Here is a 14332-nt window from a genome sequence, read left to right as displayed (position 1 = left end):
TAAATATTTTTAAGGAGGGTTGATTCACTTTGAATACATTATTGAAAAATTATGTCTACTTTAAAATTAATTTTTTTATTAAGAATACGGCAATCAATGCACCAATTAATTCTGCAATTATATAGGTTGGTGTATTAAGATAATTAATACCAGTAAATGATTCTGTAAAAGTCCTTGCTATTGCTACAGCTGGGTTTGCAAAAGACGTTGAAGAAGTAAACCAATAACCAGCAGTAATATAAGTTGCAACACATGCTGCAATTGTTGTTTTACCATCTTTTAAAGTTGCAAAAATAATAAATATCAGACCAAAAGTAGCTACAATTTCTGCTAGAAATATATGAAAACCATCTCTATTTTTTGTAGATAATTCAATTATATTATGTTCAAAAAATACATTAGCCAACATTACACCTAATAAGCATCCCAATATTTGAGCTGGAATGTATGTGATTAAAAGTTTTCCTTTAATTTTTTTGGTTAAATACATTGCTAAACTTACAAAAGGATTAAAGTGAGCACCTGAAATTTCTGCAAAAGCCGTTATCAAGACAAATAACCCAGCTCCAGTTGCAAGTGTATTTGCAGTAAGTCGTAAAGCATTATCATTTGTAAGATTTTCAGCCATTATTCCAGAGCCAACAATAATCATTACTAAAAAACAACTACCTATAAATTCACCAATAAAAATTCTATTTTTCATAATCTAATAATGATTAAATTATAATTTTATAAATGCCAATTAAGAATAGTGGTATCTGCAAACCAAAGTTTGTTAATATAGCCTTATCTTTTGATATAAAACCAGCTATCGTCCAACCAATTACTCCAAGACCATGGAAGTAGATGTTAATAGGGTAGATATTTAAATTAGTTAGTAATATTCCAGTTAATACTAAAGCAGTACTGATCCATTTAAGGTATTTTTTAATAAACATAGTCTCCTCTATATGTAAGTTTTATGAGGATTTTATTACAATATAGAAGAGACTGAAATCTTTATTTAATTACTAAATAATATTAGCAATTAAATGAAGCCGACATATTTCTGATTAAATCAAAATATAAATCTTTTCCTGGTTTTAGATTGGCACCTAGTGGATCCAAGACACCAGTTTTTACATTTGTATCTTTGGCAATAGATTTGATTATATCAGGATTAAATTGAGGCTCTGACAATATGCAACTTACGTTATCATGTTCAATGACTTCATGAATTTCATGAATTTGTTCTGCACCAGGCATAACATCAGGATTAACAGTCATTGCACCAAGTATGTTTACATTAAATCTATTTTCATAATATTGATACGCATCATGAAATACTACGTAATTAAGGTCCGTATTAGTCTCAGTAATTACATCAATTATTAGCTTATCAATTTCAGCTAATGCTTTAGCTAAATTAGATTTATAAGTAGATGCATTTTTAGAATCATTTTCAATTAAATGTTCAGTTATCTCATTTAATATTATTTTTGCATTAATTGGATCTAACCAAATGTGCGGATCATATTCACCGTGACCATGTCCTTCATGATCGTCATGCTCTTCTTTCTTAGCATCATGCCCGTGATCGTCATGCTCTTCTTTCTTAGCATCATGCCCGTGATCGTCATGCTCTTCTTTCTTAGCATCATCTCCGTGATCGTCATGCTCTTCTTTCTTAGCATCATCTCCGTGATCGTCATGCTCTTCTTTTTTAGCATCATCTCCGTGATCATCGTGACCTTCATGTTCTTCAAAAATATTTCTTTCTCTAAATTTTAATTTCTTAATGCCTTTAATTTCTAGTAATTCAATCTTTTCAGCTTTTTTAGCAATTGTATCTAGGGGTTTTTCTAAAAAATTTTCTAAGTCTTCTCCAATCCAAAATATGATATCTGCTTGTTCTAACATTTTAGCGTGAGAGGGTTTTAACTGGAAACTATGAGGTGAATTATAACCATCAACTATTAATCCTGGTGAACCTACACCATCCATTATATAACTAGCCAATGAGTGTATAGGTTTAATGGATGTAACAACTTTTAAGTCTGCTTTTGCTAATGTTGAAAATGCCAATAGTCCAATTAATGTTGATATTAAATGTATTTTTTTCATAGTTTTAATTTGCTTTAAGTTAATGTTATAATATAACAAAGCGTAATAATATAACATATTTAATTAGTCAAGCCATTTTTAAAATAAAATGAATTTAGATAAAAAAGAAATATTAATAAAATTAAAAAACGTTGGAATTTTTCAAGATAATAAATGGTTGGTCCATGATGTATCTTTAGAAATTGAAAAAGGTAAAATTTTAACATTGATTGGACCAAACGGCTCTGGAAAAACTACTACAGCAAAAATTGCTTTAGGAATTCACAAAAACATTAAAGGAAAAGTTACAAAAAACACAAATAAGATTGGTTATGTGCCCCAAAAAATATCAATCGATTGGACATTGCCAATTAGAGTAATTGATTTTATGAGTTTAACTCAAACGCTTCAATTTGATGAAGTTGTAAGTGCTTTAAAATTAACAGAAGTAGAACATCTTAAACATAATGATTTAAGAAGTCTCTCTGGTGGAGAATTTCAAAGAGTTTTAATGGCTAGAGCAATAGCAAAAAAACCTGATTTACTTGTATTAGATGAACCTGTTCAAGGTGTAGATTTTACAGGAGAAATTGCTTTATATGAATTAATCAAAAAAATTTCTGATGAACTTAATTGTGGAATATTATTAATTTCTCACGATCTAAATGTGGTTATGTCTAAAACTGATTATGTTGTTTGTTTAAATGGGCATGTTTGTTGTTCTGGAACTCCTTTGAATGTTGCAAATAATAAAAACTATAAAGAATTATTTGGTGACCAAGCTTCAACACTATTATCTGTATACGAGCATAAGCATGATCATACCCATTCTACTGATGGTAGTATTAAAGAAAAGAAACATTGATAATGTTAGATGATTTTTTTATAAGAGCTCTAATTGCTGGCATAGGCATTGCTTTAGTTGCTGGTCCTCTTGGATGTTTTGTTATTTGGAGAAGACTATCTTTTTTTGGTGATACTTTATCTCATTCTGCATTACTTGGCGTAACTCTAGCCTTATCTTTTGATATTAATATTGCTTTATCAGTTTTTTTTATTTCTTCAGCTGTAGCACTAGTTTTGTTAAAGCTACAAAAAACTACCAACTTGCCTGGTGACGCCTTATTAGGATTACTAGCTCACTCATCTTTAGCTGTAGGTTTAGTGGTGATTAGCTTTTTATCATTTATTCGTTTTGATATAATGGGACTACTGTTTGGTGATATTCTTGCTGTAGCTCCAAATGACATATTTATTATTTGGATTGGTGGAGTATTAATATTATTTGTTTTAAAGATTATTTGGAAACCACTTTTTGCTTCAACAGTTAATTATGAATTAGCTGAAGCTGAGGGAATGAACCCAGCAAGAGTAAATGCAATTTTTACCATTCTAATGGCTGCTATAATTGCAATTTCTATTAAAATGGTTGGACTATTGTTAATTACAGGAATGTTAATTATTCCTGCTGCTATGGCACGTAATCTTTCTAATAATCCAGTTCAAATGGTTGTTTATTCTGTAATAGGTGGATTGCTGTCAGTAATAGTGGGTTTATTTACTTCATTAGAGTTAAACTCACCGTCAGGACCATCCATAATCACAGCTGCATTAGTTTTGTTTATCTTGTCATTAACAAAAATAAATAAATTCACTCGATTGAAAAACTAGCATGTAATTGTTAGAAGTACATATGAATCACAAAGAAGAATTTTTATCTAAAAATCAGCAAATAATTTTTGATTTTATAGAAAAAGCTAAAGAACCACTTAAGGCTTATTCCATTTTATTTAATGTTAAAAAAAAAGGAATTAAAGCACCGCTACAAGTTTATAGAGCACTAGATAAATTAGTAGAGATTGGAAAAATACATAAAGTAGAAAGTCGAAATGCTTTTATAGCTTGTAAAAGTTCAAGTTGTGAAATTTCACAAGCAACGGCTTTTTCAATATGTAATAAGTGTGAAAATGTTTCTGAAATTAATAATCCAAAACTTTCAAAATATTTAACTAATTTTGAAGACGATACTGGAATGCAATATAATAAATATAATTTAGAGTTTTTTGGTTTATGCAAAAAATGTAAAGCTAAATAAATGAATACAGTATCCTTAACATTAAATGAAATTTTAGAACTAGCCAAAAAAACATTATTAGCTAATGGTTGCGATGAGGAAAATGCTAATATTTTAGCAGATACAATTATGAGAGCTGAAAGAGATGGTTCTGTTTCTCATGGTTTGTTTAGATTACCCGCTTATGTGGCTGGCTTAAAAAGTAAAAAGATTAATGGTAAAGCAAGACCTGAATTAGAAAATGTTGCTCCAAGTATTATTAAAGTATCAGGTAATAATGCAGTTGCACCTATGGTTTTAAGTTTAGGATTACCTGCTATTATTGATTTAGCTAAAAAAAATGGTGTAGCAGTTCTAGCTATAAAAAATTCACATCACATGGCAGCACTTTGGCCCGAAACTGAAGCTATTGCTGAAGCAGGACTTGTTGGTATCGCTTGCACATCTTATAAGCCTGCCGTTGCACCAGCAGGTGCTACGAAACCTTTATATGGTACAAATCCAATTTCTTTTGCTTGGCCTAGACCTGGTAAAACTCCAGTTGTCTACGATATGGCAACAGCCTCAATGGCAATGGGTGAAGTTCAGATTGCAAAAAGAGAAGGGCACAAAGTTCCTCTTGGAACAGGTTTAACTAAAGAAGGTAAAGAAACAACCGATCCTGGAGAAATTGCTGATGGTGGAGTTATACTTCCCTTTGGTGGGTATAAAGGGTCTAGTATAGCAATGATGGTTGAATTATTAGCTGGTGCATTAATAGGTGAAAATTTTAGTTTTGAAACTGCCGCTAAAGATAACAACGATGGCGGTCCTCCAAGTGGTGGTGAATTTATTATAGCAATCTCACCTGAGAAAATTTCTGGAAAAGGTTGGGATAAACACGCTGATGAGTTTTTTAGTAAAATGTCAGCTATGGATGGTGTTAGACTTCCAGGTGAAAGAAGGCATAAAAATAGACTAGATAAGGGACCAAGAAATATTAACGAAGAACTTGTTAATAAAATTAAATCTTTAAGTTAACTCAATTTCAATAGGTGTGTGATCTGAGGGTTTTTCTTTTCCTCTGGGGTCTTTATTAATATTAACATTCTTAACTATATTTAATAAAGAATTTGATACTAAGAAGTGATCTATTCTTAATCCATTATTTTTCTGCCAAGCACCTCTCATATAATCCCAATAAGTATAACCTTCTGTTTCACCATGAATATGGCGGTAAGCATCATGAAAACCTAGATTAATCATTTCTCTAAATTTTTTTCTTATTTCAAGTCTGTATAAAGCATCATCTTCAAACCCTTTAATATTATAAGCATCTTCTTCAGAAGGAAGAATATTAAAATCACCTGCTAAAATAATATTTTCATTTTTCTTTGAAAGACTTTTTAATTGTTTAATCAAAGTATCTAGCCATTCTTTTTTATAAGTATATTTATCAGTATCTACTGGATTACCATTTGGTGTGTAAATATTAACTAGTTGTATATTTTTTTTCTTATATTTTAATTCCGCTGAAATAATTCTTGATTGTTTTAACTTATCTTTAATCAAATCTAATCTGATATTTTCTAGTTTATGCTTAGAAATAATTGCAACTCCGTTATAACTTTTTTGTCCAAATACATGACTTTCATAATCTAGTGCTGAAAAATCATCATATGGAAAAGTTTCATCTTGAGTTTTGATCTCTTGCATCATAACAACATCAGGAGAAAATTTTTGAAGGTATTCTTTAATATTTTCAATTCTTGCTCTAACAGAATTAACATTCCAAGATGTAATAATCATATTAAATGGAGAAAGAAACACCACAACCGCAAGAAGATTTGCTTTGTGGGTTAGAGATTTTAAATTGATCACCAATTAGTTCCGAGACAAAGTCCACTTCTGAACCTTTTAGTAAGTCTGCTGAAGTTTTATCAATGAGAATATTTTCATGTTTTAAGTCGTCTGCCTCTAATTTTTTGTCAAAAGTAAACTCATATTGAAAACCTGAGCAACCACCTCCTTTAATAGCGATTCTAAAAAATGACCCTGGATCTTTTTGAGACAACAAATTATTAATCTGTTTTATAGCTTTATCTGTAAATTTAATTTCTTTAATCATATAACAACACTGATATTACTAATATAATATCAATTTATTAAATTTAAAGTATGAATAATTACTCAAATTTAGCCCTATCTAAAAGTAAAGGTCGTATTTTTAAAGAAGCCAATTCACTTTATAGAACACCATTTCAAAGAGATAGAGATAGGATTATTCACAGTGCCTCATTCAGAAGACTAAAGCATAAAACACAAGTTTTTGTTAATACAGAAGGGGATCATTTTAGAACTAGAATTACCCATTCAATTGAAGTTGCGCAAATTGCAAGATCAATAGCTAAACATTTAGGTTTAAACGATGATCTGGCTGAAACTTTAAGTTTGGCTCACGACTTAGGGCACACACCGTTTGGACACGCTGGAGAAGATGCTCTTAATGAATGTATGGCTAACTTTGGAGGCTTCGATCACAACCTTCAAACTTTACGAATAATTATGTTTCTTGAGCATAAATACCTTAAATTTAAAGGCCTAAACTTAACATTAGAAACTTTAGATGGATTATTAAAGCACAATGGCCCAATTGATGATCTTTCTATAGTTAATAGGTTGATTGGATCAAAAAGTTTTAAGAATAAAATAAATTTTATTAACTCTGGATCATTGGAAGCTCAAATATCAGCAATCTCTGATGACATTGCCTATAATAATCATGACATACAAGATGGAATCAGAGCCAAAATGTTTAATTTAAACGACTTGATTGAAATTAATTTTTTTAAAGATATTTATAAATCTCACAAAAAAAATATTAAAAATAATAATAAAGATATTTTGATATATCAAATAATACGAGATTCAATTGATTTAATGGTTAGAGATTTGATTACAAATACTAAAAATAATTTAAAAACTAATAAGATCAGATCTTTAAATGATGTTTATAAATTAGTTAATCCTATAGTATGTTTTTCTAGTAAATTTCTAAAAATTGAAAAAGAAGTTAGATTTTTCCTAAGAAGCAAAATGTACAATAACAAGAAGGTATTATTAAAAAATAATCATGGAAAAAAAATTGTTAATAAACTTTTTTATAAAATTAAGAATAAGCCAAAAAAATTCTTAAATGCTGACCAATTAAAAAATGACCCCAATAGAGCAATTGCTGATTTTATTTCAGGTATGACAGATAGATATGCAATCAATTTAAACAAAAGTATTTAATGAACATTTTTGATCTCTACTTAGATAAAATAATAATTTTGATTAAAAAACTAAATAAAGATGGTTCTTTAGAAATACCTGAATCTTTAAAAGGAATTAATGTAGATATACCACCATCAAATTTTGACTGTGATATATCAACCAATGTAGCCATGGTACTCTCTAAAGCGAATAAAAAATCTCCAATTGATATTGCAAACACTTTAATCGATTTAATTAAAAATGAAGATGAAAAAATTGAAACTATTTCTGTAGCAAAACCAGGATTTATTAATATCAAATTTAAGACAATATATTGGAACAATTTTATTAAAAGTGTTAATCAAAATTACAAAGATTTTGGTGTAAATATTAAAGAAAAAAAACAGAAATATCTTATAGAATTTGTTTCAGCTAATCCAACAGGTCCTCTTCACGTAGGACATTGTAGAGGAGCAATATTAGGAGATGTAATTTCAAATATATTGATTTTTAACAAACATGATGTTTCAAAAGAATATTATGTAAACGATTATGGTAATCAAATTATAAATTTTACAAAATCTGTTTTTTTTAGAATTAGACAAATACTTTTTAATGAAAAATTCCCCATTGAAAACTCAGATTTATATCCTGGTGATTACTTAGTTGGTATTGCTAAAAATATTATAGAATCTAACAAAATTTTAAAATTTGATAAATTTGAAGATGTTTCAAAAGAACTAACTTTATTATCAGTCTCAGAATCTTTGAAATTGATTAAAGATAATTTATCGAATCTTGGAATAATGCACGATAAATTTACCAGTGAAACTGATATTGTCCTAAATAATGAAGTTCAAAAAGCAATTGACAAATTAAAGGATAAAAAACTAGTTTATAGTGGAAAAATTAAGGCTCCCGAAGGTGAGGATGATCAAAACTGGGTAGAAAGGGAGCAACTTTTATTTAGATCAACGGATTTTGGAGATGATAAAGATAGAGCACTTCAAAAATCTGATCAATCCTGGACTTACTTTGCTAGTGATGTGGCTTATCATGATAATAAATTGAATAGAAATTATGACAAACTTATCAATATTTTAGGAGCTGACCATGCTGGTTATATTAAAAGGATAACTTCTGTTGTTGAAGCATTATCTGGAGATAAAAAAAAATTGACTTGTAAAGTAAGCCAACTCGTCAAATTAATTAAAGATGGTAAACCTTTTAAAATGTCGAAAAGAAAAGGCGACTATATAACCGTTGAAGACTTGATTGCTGAAGTTGGCAGGGATGCTACGAGATTTATTATGCTCAATAGAAGTAGTGATGTAGAGTTAGATTTTGACTTTACAAAAGTTAAAGAAAAATCAAAAGATAACCCTCTTTATTATGTCCAATATTGTTATGCTAGAATATCATCTGTTTTTAGACATGTAGATCTTAATATAGAAAATGATTTGAATATAAAAGATTACGAATTTGAATACACTGGAGATGAAATAAAGATATTAAAAAAAATAGCTGAATGGCCTAAATGTATTGAGGCTGCAGGTTTAAGACTTGAACCGCACAGAATACCAGTTTATCTCTATGAGCTATCATCAGAATTTCATTCTTATTGGAATATGGGTAAAGATGATCCATCAAAAAGATTTATTAACGAACAAAAGAAAATATCAAATGATAAGTTGGTTTTTTTAAAAGTTATATCTAATGTTATCAAGTCTGGAATGGATATTGTTGGAGTGGATACTCCACAAAAAATGTAATGCTAAAAGAACTTAAATATCTTTTATTTTTGATTGTTATAGTTTTATTTTTTTTTCTATCTTTCAAATACTATTTTTCAGATGCAAATAAAAAAAATTCATACCGATCTTTAAAAAATATAGAAGATAAAACTAAAAATTATTCTCGTAATCTTATTTTACTTAAAAGTGATACTTTTAATATCGTAGAATATGTTGAAAAAAGTATAGATAAAAATAAAAAAAATTACAATTTTTGGAAACTAATAAATAATGATGGATGATCGTAAAAGTTTTATAGTTGGTTTAAAATCTACTAAATTAACAATTAAAGAAAGAAAATTTCTAATTAAACATAAGCCCTGGGGAATAATACTTTTTTCACGTAATATCAAAAATATTGTACAAGTTAAAAAATTAACGGATGAAATTAGAAAAATATTTAATGATAAGAAATACCCTATTTTAATTGATCAAGAGGGTGGGAGAGTAAATAGATTAAGTAAATTTTTTAAAGCAGATAAATTTACAGGAGAATTTTTTGGCAATCTTTATCTTAAAGATAAAAAAGAATTTTATACTGAATATAAAAAGTTTATAAATAAAACTGTCTTATTATTAAAAACTGTAGGCATAAATATTAATACTTTACCCGTTCTTGACGTAAGATCAAAAGGGTCTAGCTCAATAATTGGTGACAGAGCATTTTCAAGTAATGCAAAGATTGTTTCACAAATTGGTGATATTTGTATTAAAGAATTGCACAATAATAATATTGCTGCTGTAATAAAACATATTCCTGGTCACGGTTTGGCTAAAGTTGATAGTCATAAAAAAACTCCTACAATTAACAAGGAATTAAGGCATCTAAATAATAATGATTTTAGGGCATTCAAAAATAAAAATAGTGTGTTTGCAATGACAGCGCATCTTATTTACAAAAATATCGATAAAGTTAATACCGCAACACATTCGAAGAAAATTATAAAATTAATAAGAAACCAAATTAAATTTAAGAATATTTTGATGTCTGATGATATATCAATGAAGAGTTTAAAAGGCTCTATAGCAATTAATACAAAGAAATCTTTTAGTGCGGGTTGCGATTTAGTTCTTCATTGTAACGGAAATTTAAAAGAAATGAATGATGTGGCTCTTTATTCACCAGTTATAAGTAAGTTTATTATAAAAAAAACATCACAATTTTATAAGATTATAAGCTAATATTTGATATGTCCGATACCGATTCTAAAAACTTTAATGTAGATCTTGATAATTATAACGGCCCGCTTGATGTTTTATTAGATTTAGCAAAAGCTCAAAAGGTCAACCTTGAAGATATTTCTATAACATTACTGGCTGATCAATTTCATAATTATATTACTAATGAAAAAAACCTTAATCTAGAATCTGCATCAGAATATTTATTGATGGCCACCTGGTTAACTTACCTTAAATCAAAACTTTTGTTGCCTGGAAATCCTGAGGAAGAATTTAAAGTTTTAGAAGTTGCTGAAAAATTAAAATTACAATTAAAAAAGTTAGAATTAATTAGATTACTTTCTGACCAAATGTTGCAAAGAAAAAGACTTGGAAGAGAAATAAGACTTAGAGGAATTAAAGGAAACATAAGATCTATATACAACACTGAATATAAACTGAATCTTTATGAACTATTAAAATCATATTCATCAATTATTATGACTAAAGATTTTCAAAGAATGAATATTCCTAAACTTCCAGTATTTACCACTGAAGATGGCATAAAAAGAATAAAAGAATTTTTTGGTAAGTTAATTGATTGGAGAAATATTAATGAACTAATACCCTCTTCATTTAAGAGTGGCTCAAGATATAAAAGAACAGGTAAAGCTGGAATTTTTGCAGGATCTTTAGAACTGGTTAAAGAAGGTAATTTAACTATAAAACAAGAAAATTTATTTGATGATATTTATATTAAAGAACTAAAATGACTAAAATAAAAAAGAAAACAAAAAAAATAAATGATAATATAGTTACTTTCCCATCAAAAATGAATTCTGGTGAAAGGGAAATTGAGGCAATAGTTTTTGCTGCTGCTGAACCATTGGATATTGACACTATCGAATCTAAAATTTCAAAAAAGATTGATGTTTTAAAATCATTAGAGAAACTACAAAGAGAATATTCATCAAGAGGAATTAATTTAGTTTGTATTTCTAATAGATGGTCATTTAGAACTTCTGAAAATTTATCAAATCTTATGTCTCAAGAAAAAACTGTAGAAAAAAAATTATCAAGAGCTGCAGTTGAAACATTAGCAATAATTGTTTATCACCAACCTGTTACTAGAGCTGAAATAGAAGAAATAAGAGGTGTTGCTTTTGGAACAAATACACTTGAGATTTTAATGGAGCTAAATTGGGTAAAACCACAAGGCCGTAAAGATGTACCTGGTAAACCTATTCAGTATGGAACAACTAATGATTTCTTAAGTCATTTTAGTCTTCAAAAACTGTCTGATTTACCTACAGTTGATGAATTGGGATCTGCTGGTCTTATTGATAGCTCAAACATAGATAACGCAATATTTGGTACGGGTAAATTTTATAAAGAGAAACAAGTAGAAAAAAAAGAAGATATTTATGAAAATATTGATGAGATGCTAGGTGGAACACTAAGTCAAGATGAAGATAAATAAAAAGTTACTTTAAAATTAAATTTAAAAGAGGTATAAATTATTATGAGTATTGGAATCTGGCAGATAGCAATTGTAGTAATTTTAGTTGTCCTTTTATTTGGCAGAGGTAAAATTTCTAGTCTAATGGGTGATGTAGCCAAAGGTATAAAAAGTTTTAAAAAAGGCATGGCTACAGATATTGCTGAAGAGCCTGAGCCTGAGCCTAAAAACGTTTCAGAAAATAATCAAGATAGTAAAGACAAAGAATAAATTAAATGCCCACTATTGGCTGGTTTGAGATTTTAATAGTAGTTGCTGTTGCAATCATTGTTATTGGCCCTAAAGACTTCCCGCATATGTTAAAAAAAGTTGGTTCGTGGATTGGCACCACAAAAAGATATATTAGCAACATTCAAAATGAGGTAGCTGACCTTGATATTAATTCTGATGAAATAGAAAAACCTATAAAAGAAAAAAATGATAATGACAAAATCTGAAAATGAAAGTGGCTTCGTAAGTCATTTAGCTGAACTCAGAAAAAGATTAATTCATTCATTTATTTTTTTATTAATCTTTTTTATTGGATGTTATTTTTTTTCAGAACATCTTTATGGTTTTTTAGTTGAACCATTTGCTAAAGCAGTAAATGAAAGTGGAACTGATAGAAGATTAATTTTTACAGCCTTACAAGAAACATTTTTGACGTACTTAAAAGTTTCTTTTTTTGCAGCATTCTTTGTTACATGTCCTTTCATTTTAGTACAAATATGGAAATTTATTGCGCCAGGACTCTATAAGCATGAAAAAATTGCGATCATTCCATATCTTGTTTTAACACCTATATTATTTTTTCTAGGAGGAATGCTTGTTTATTATTTAATAATGCCACTAGCCATCAAGTTTTTTCTCTCTTTCGAAAGCACAGGGGCTTCAACAGGATTACCTATTCAATTGGAAGCAAAAGTTAGTGAATATCTTTCACTTGTAATGAAATTAATTTTTGCATTTGGTATAAGTTTTCAGTTACCAGTTGTTCTTAGTTTGTTAGCTAGAGTTGGCATAGTTAATGCAAAATTTCTTAAAGAAAAAAGGAAATATGTTGTTGTAATGATTTTTGCTGCAGCAGCACTATTAACACCGCCTGATCCCATAACTCAAATTGGATTAGCAATACCATTATTGATTTTATATGAATTATCTATATTTTCTGTAAACATTATTGAAAAAAAAAATAAAAAATAATGCATAATATAAAAGAAATTAGAAATAATATTGAGGCTTTTAAAAAAGCTTTGACTAAAAGATTTCTAGAAATAGATGTGGATAAGATTTTATCATTAGATGAGAGCAATAGGGAGTATATCCAACAAAGAGAACTACTTGAAAAAGAAAAAAAAGATATTTCAAAGTCTAAAGATCAGTCACTTTTTGAAAAATCTAAAAAAATTTCATCTGAAATAGATAATATTAATAAATTAAAAACTAATGTTAAAAATGAATTAGAAAGTATTTTATCATCAATACCAAATATACCTCATTCAGATGTTCCTACAGGTAAAGATGAAAATTCAAATATAGAAATTTCTAAATCAGGAACAATAAATAATTTTACATTTAAGCCTAAATCTCATTATGAATTAGGTGAAAACTTAAACATGCTTGATTTTGATCTAGCAACAAAAACTACTGGCTCCAGATTTGTTTTTGTAAAAGATAAATTGGCCTTGTTAGAAAGAGCTTTATCAAATTTTATGCTTGATACGCATGTTAATACTAATGGTTATGAAGAAATATCACCGCCACTAATTGCAACAGATACTACTATGTATGGTACAGGACAATTACCTAAATTTGATAATGATCAGTTTGAACTTAAATTAAATGATTCTAGTGACAGAAAGTTTTTAATTCCAACCGCCGAAGTTATTTTAACTAATATTGTAAAAGATCAAATTATTGATAAAAAAAAACTTCCTATGCGAATGGTTGCTTCAACTCCATGTTTTAGAAAAGAAGCAGGTAGCTATGGTAAAGATACAAAAGGTATGATTAGACAACACCAATTTTACAAAGTTGAAATGGTGAGTATTGTTGAGGCAGATAAGTGCTTATCAGAACTTGATAGAATGACTGATTGTGCAACTAAAATTTTAGATTTACTAAAACTTCCATATAGAAAAATAGTTTTGTGCACTGGTGATATGGGATTTAGTGCTGAAAAAACTTTTGATATTGAGGTGTGGCTTCCATCTGAGGATAAATATAGAGAAATCTCAAGTTGTTCTTCATGTGGATCGTTTCAGGCAAGAAGAATGAAAGCTAGATATAAAAATGAAAAAAAAGAAACAGTATTTGTTGGAACACTAAATGGCAGTGGTTTAGCGATTGGCAGAACATTAGTTGCTATATTAGAAAATTATCAACAAGAAGATGGTTCTATTATTGTACCTGAAGTTTTAAGGCCTTACATGAATAATATTGAGAAAATCAATAAGATTTAAAGTTGTTTTAATTTAATAGATGTTGTAAGTA

19 protein-coding genes are annotated in these 14332 nt (G+C 28.6%); 14 read left to right on the top strand and 5 right to left on the bottom strand.

Features of this window, described 5'->3' with window-relative positions; genetic code table 11:
• Window positions 1-55: 55 nt before the first annotated feature.
• The 3 genes from E5R92_RS01220 to E5R92_RS01210 form a co-directional block, all read right to left on the bottom strand.
• Window positions 56-703 carry an MIP/aquaporin family protein gene (locus E5R92_RS01220; RefSeq protein ID WP_168606305.1) on the bottom strand — a complete coding sequence of 216 codons (648 nt, stop codon included), beginning with the start codon at window positions 701-703 and terminating at the stop codon, window positions 56-58.
• Between the two features lie 13 nt (window positions 704-716).
• Window positions 717-938, bottom strand: coding sequence for a DUF6552 family protein (locus tag E5R92_RS01215; RefSeq protein ID WP_168606304.1), 222 nt, complete (start codon window positions 936-938; stop codon window positions 717-719).
• Between the two features lie 82 nt (window positions 939-1020).
• Window positions 1021-2103: a zinc ABC transporter substrate-binding protein gene (locus E5R92_RS01210; protein WP_168606303.1), complete on the bottom strand. Its 1083-nt coding sequence runs from the start codon at window positions 2101-2103 to the stop codon at window positions 1021-1023.
• Window positions 2104-2191: 88 nt separating this feature from the next.
• On the opposite strand from E5R92_RS01210, the gene E5R92_RS01205 reads away from it, so the two are divergent.
• From E5R92_RS01205 to E5R92_RS01190, 4 genes are read left to right on the top strand one after another with little or no spacing between them, the layout of a single operon-like run.
• The gene (locus E5R92_RS01205) at window positions 2192-2947 is read left to right on the top strand and encodes an ATP-binding cassette domain-containing protein (RefSeq protein WP_168606302.1); all 756 of its coding nucleotides are present in this window, start codon (window positions 2192-2194) and stop codon (window positions 2945-2947) included.
• A gap of 2 nt (window positions 2948-2949) precedes the next feature.
• Window positions 2950-3753 (top strand): metal ABC transporter permease, encoded by an 804-nt coding sequence (locus E5R92_RS01200; protein ID WP_168606301.1) that lies wholly within the window; start codon window positions 2950-2952, stop codon window positions 3751-3753.
• A 22-nt stretch (window positions 3754-3775) separates the two neighbouring features.
• Window positions 3776-4177, top strand: coding sequence for a Fur family transcriptional regulator (locus E5R92_RS01195; protein WP_168606300.1), 402 nt, complete (start codon window positions 3776-3778; stop codon window positions 4175-4177).
• Entirely contained in the window at window positions 4178-5176 is a 999-nt protein-coding gene (locus E5R92_RS01190; protein WP_168606299.1) for an Ldh family oxidoreductase, read from the top strand.
• Here E5R92_RS01190 and xth read toward each other — a convergent pair.
• Complete coding sequence (gene xth, locus E5R92_RS01185) at window positions 5168-5944, bottom strand: exodeoxyribonuclease III (RefSeq protein ID WP_168606298.1); 777 nt, start codon at window positions 5942-5944, stop codon at window positions 5168-5170. The genes E5R92_RS01190 and xth overlap by 9 nt on opposite strands.
• Before the next feature lies 1 nt (window position 5945).
• Window positions 5946-6263: a HesB/IscA family protein gene (locus E5R92_RS01180; protein WP_168606297.1), complete on the bottom strand. Its 318-nt coding sequence runs from the start codon at window positions 6261-6263 to the stop codon at window positions 5946-5948.
• A 50-nt stretch (window positions 6264-6313) separates the two neighbouring features.
• On the opposite strand from E5R92_RS01180, the gene E5R92_RS01175 reads away from it, so the two are divergent.
• From E5R92_RS01175 to serS, 10 genes are read left to right on the top strand one after another with little or no spacing between them, the layout of a single operon-like run.
• On the top strand, window positions 6314-7429 hold the full coding sequence (locus E5R92_RS01175; RefSeq protein ID WP_168606296.1) for a deoxyguanosinetriphosphate triphosphohydrolase: 1116 nt from the start codon (window positions 6314-6316) through the stop codon (window positions 7427-7429).
• On the top strand, window positions 7429-9162 hold the full coding sequence (gene argS, locus E5R92_RS01170; RefSeq protein ID WP_168606295.1) for an arginine--tRNA ligase: 1734 nt from the start codon (window positions 7429-7431) through the stop codon (window positions 9160-9162). The genes E5R92_RS01175 and argS overlap by 1 nt, the downstream gene beginning before the upstream one ends.
• On the top strand, window positions 9162-9425 hold the full coding sequence (locus E5R92_RS01165) for a hypothetical protein (RefSeq protein ID WP_168606294.1): 264 nt from the start codon (window positions 9162-9164) through the stop codon (window positions 9423-9425). Before argS ends, E5R92_RS01165 begins: the two co-directional genes overlap by 1 nt.
• Window positions 9415-10365 (top strand): glycoside hydrolase family 3 N-terminal domain-containing protein, encoded by a 951-nt coding sequence (locus tag E5R92_RS01160; RefSeq protein WP_168606293.1) that lies wholly within the window; start codon window positions 9415-9417, stop codon window positions 10363-10365. Before E5R92_RS01165 ends, E5R92_RS01160 begins: the two co-directional genes overlap by 11 nt.
• Window positions 10366-10373: 8 nt before the next feature.
• Window positions 10374-11114 carry a segregation and condensation protein A gene (locus E5R92_RS01155; protein ID WP_168606292.1) on the top strand — a complete coding sequence of 247 codons (741 nt, stop codon included), beginning with the start codon at window positions 10374-10376 and terminating at the stop codon, window positions 11112-11114.
• Window positions 11111-11821, top strand: a complete 711-nt coding sequence (gene scpB, locus E5R92_RS01150; protein ID WP_168606291.1) for an SMC-Scp complex subunit ScpB — start codon at window positions 11111-11113, stop codon at window positions 11819-11821. The genes E5R92_RS01155 and scpB overlap by 4 nt, the downstream gene beginning before the upstream one ends.
• 42 nt (window positions 11822-11863) lie before the next feature.
• Window positions 11864-12070, top strand: a complete 207-nt coding sequence (gene tatA / locus E5R92_RS01145; RefSeq protein WP_168606290.1) for a twin-arginine translocase TatA/TatE family subunit — start codon at window positions 11864-11866, stop codon at window positions 12068-12070.
• 5 nt (window positions 12071-12075) lie between these two features.
• The gene (gene tatB, locus E5R92_RS01140; protein WP_168606289.1) at window positions 12076-12297 is read left to right on the top strand and encodes a Sec-independent protein translocase protein TatB; all 222 of its coding nucleotides are present in this window, start codon (window positions 12076-12078) and stop codon (window positions 12295-12297) included.
• Window positions 12284-13042, top strand: coding sequence for a twin-arginine translocase subunit TatC (gene tatC / locus E5R92_RS01135; RefSeq protein WP_168606288.1), 759 nt, complete (start codon window positions 12284-12286; stop codon window positions 13040-13042). Before tatB ends, tatC begins: the two co-directional genes overlap by 14 nt.
• The gene (gene serS / locus E5R92_RS01130; protein ID WP_168606287.1) at window positions 13042-14301 is read left to right on the top strand and encodes a serine--tRNA ligase; all 1260 of its coding nucleotides are present in this window, start codon (window positions 13042-13044) and stop codon (window positions 14299-14301) included. Before tatC ends, serS begins: the two co-directional genes overlap by 1 nt.
• Window positions 14302-14332: the final 31 nt, after the last annotated feature.

This window comes from Candidatus Pelagibacter giovannonii, assembly GCF_012276695.1.
GTDB lineage: Bacteria > Pseudomonadota > Alphaproteobacteria > Pelagibacterales > Pelagibacteraceae > Pelagibacter > Pelagibacter giovannonii.
This window is presented reverse-complemented; position numbering and strand designations above follow the sequence as displayed.

Bases quoted from the DNA above. Each gene is read 5' to 3' on its own strand.
- E5R92_RS01210 (WP_168606303.1), bottom strand. From the start codon at position 2,103: ATGAAAAAAATACATTTAATATCAACATTAATTGGACTATTGGCATTT.
- argS (WP_168606295.1), top strand. From the start codon at position 7,429: ATGAACATTTTTGATCTCTACTTAGATAAAATAATAATTTTGATTAAA.
- E5R92_RS01220 (WP_168606305.1), bottom strand. From the start codon at position 703: ATGAAAAATAGAATTTTTATTGGTGAATTTATAGGTAGTTGTTTTTTA.
- E5R92_RS01155 (WP_168606292.1), top strand. From the start codon at position 10,374: ATGTCCGATACCGATTCTAAAAACTTTAATGTAGATCTTGATAATTAT.
- scpB (WP_168606291.1), top strand. From the start codon at position 11,111: ATGACTAAAATAAAAAAGAAAACAAAAAAAATAAATGATAATATAGTT.
- E5R92_RS01165 (WP_168606294.1), top strand. From the start codon at position 9,162: ATGCTAAAAGAACTTAAATATCTTTTATTTTTGATTGTTATAGTTTTA.
- E5R92_RS01205 (WP_168606302.1), top strand. From the start codon at position 2,192: ATGAATTTAGATAAAAAAGAAATATTAATAAAATTAAAAAACGTTGGA.
- tatA (WP_168606290.1), top strand. From the start codon at position 11,864: ATGAGTATTGGAATCTGGCAGATAGCAATTGTAGTAATTTTAGTTGTC.
- E5R92_RS01200 (WP_168606301.1), top strand. From the start codon at position 2,950: ATGTTAGATGATTTTTTTATAAGAGCTCTAATTGCTGGCATAGGCATT.
- tatC (WP_168606288.1), top strand. From the start codon at position 12,284: ATGACAAAATCTGAAAATGAAAGTGGCTTCGTAAGTCATTTAGCTGAA.
- E5R92_RS01175 (WP_168606296.1), top strand. From the start codon at position 6,314: ATGAATAATTACTCAAATTTAGCCCTATCTAAAAGTAAAGGTCGTATT.
- E5R92_RS01160 (WP_168606293.1), top strand. From the start codon at position 9,415: ATGATGGATGATCGTAAAAGTTTTATAGTTGGTTTAAAATCTACTAAA.
- E5R92_RS01190 (WP_168606299.1), top strand. From the start codon at position 4,178: ATGAATACAGTATCCTTAACATTAAATGAAATTTTAGAACTAGCCAAA.
- E5R92_RS01195 (WP_168606300.1), top strand. From the start codon at position 3,776: ATGAATCACAAAGAAGAATTTTTATCTAAAAATCAGCAAATAATTTTT.
- E5R92_RS01180 (WP_168606297.1), bottom strand. From the start codon at position 6,263: ATGATTAAAGAAATTAAATTTACAGATAAAGCTATAAAACAGATTAAT.
- xth (WP_168606298.1), bottom strand. From the start codon at position 5,944: ATGATTATTACATCTTGGAATGTTAATTCTGTTAGAGCAAGAATTGAA.
- tatB (WP_168606289.1), top strand. From the start codon at position 12,076: ATGCCCACTATTGGCTGGTTTGAGATTTTAATAGTAGTTGCTGTTGCA.
- E5R92_RS01215 (WP_168606304.1), bottom strand. From the start codon at position 938: ATGTTTATTAAAAAATACCTTAAATGGATCAGTACTGCTTTAGTATTA.
- serS (WP_168606287.1), top strand. From the start codon at position 13,042: ATGCATAATATAAAAGAAATTAGAAATAATATTGAGGCTTTTAAAAAA.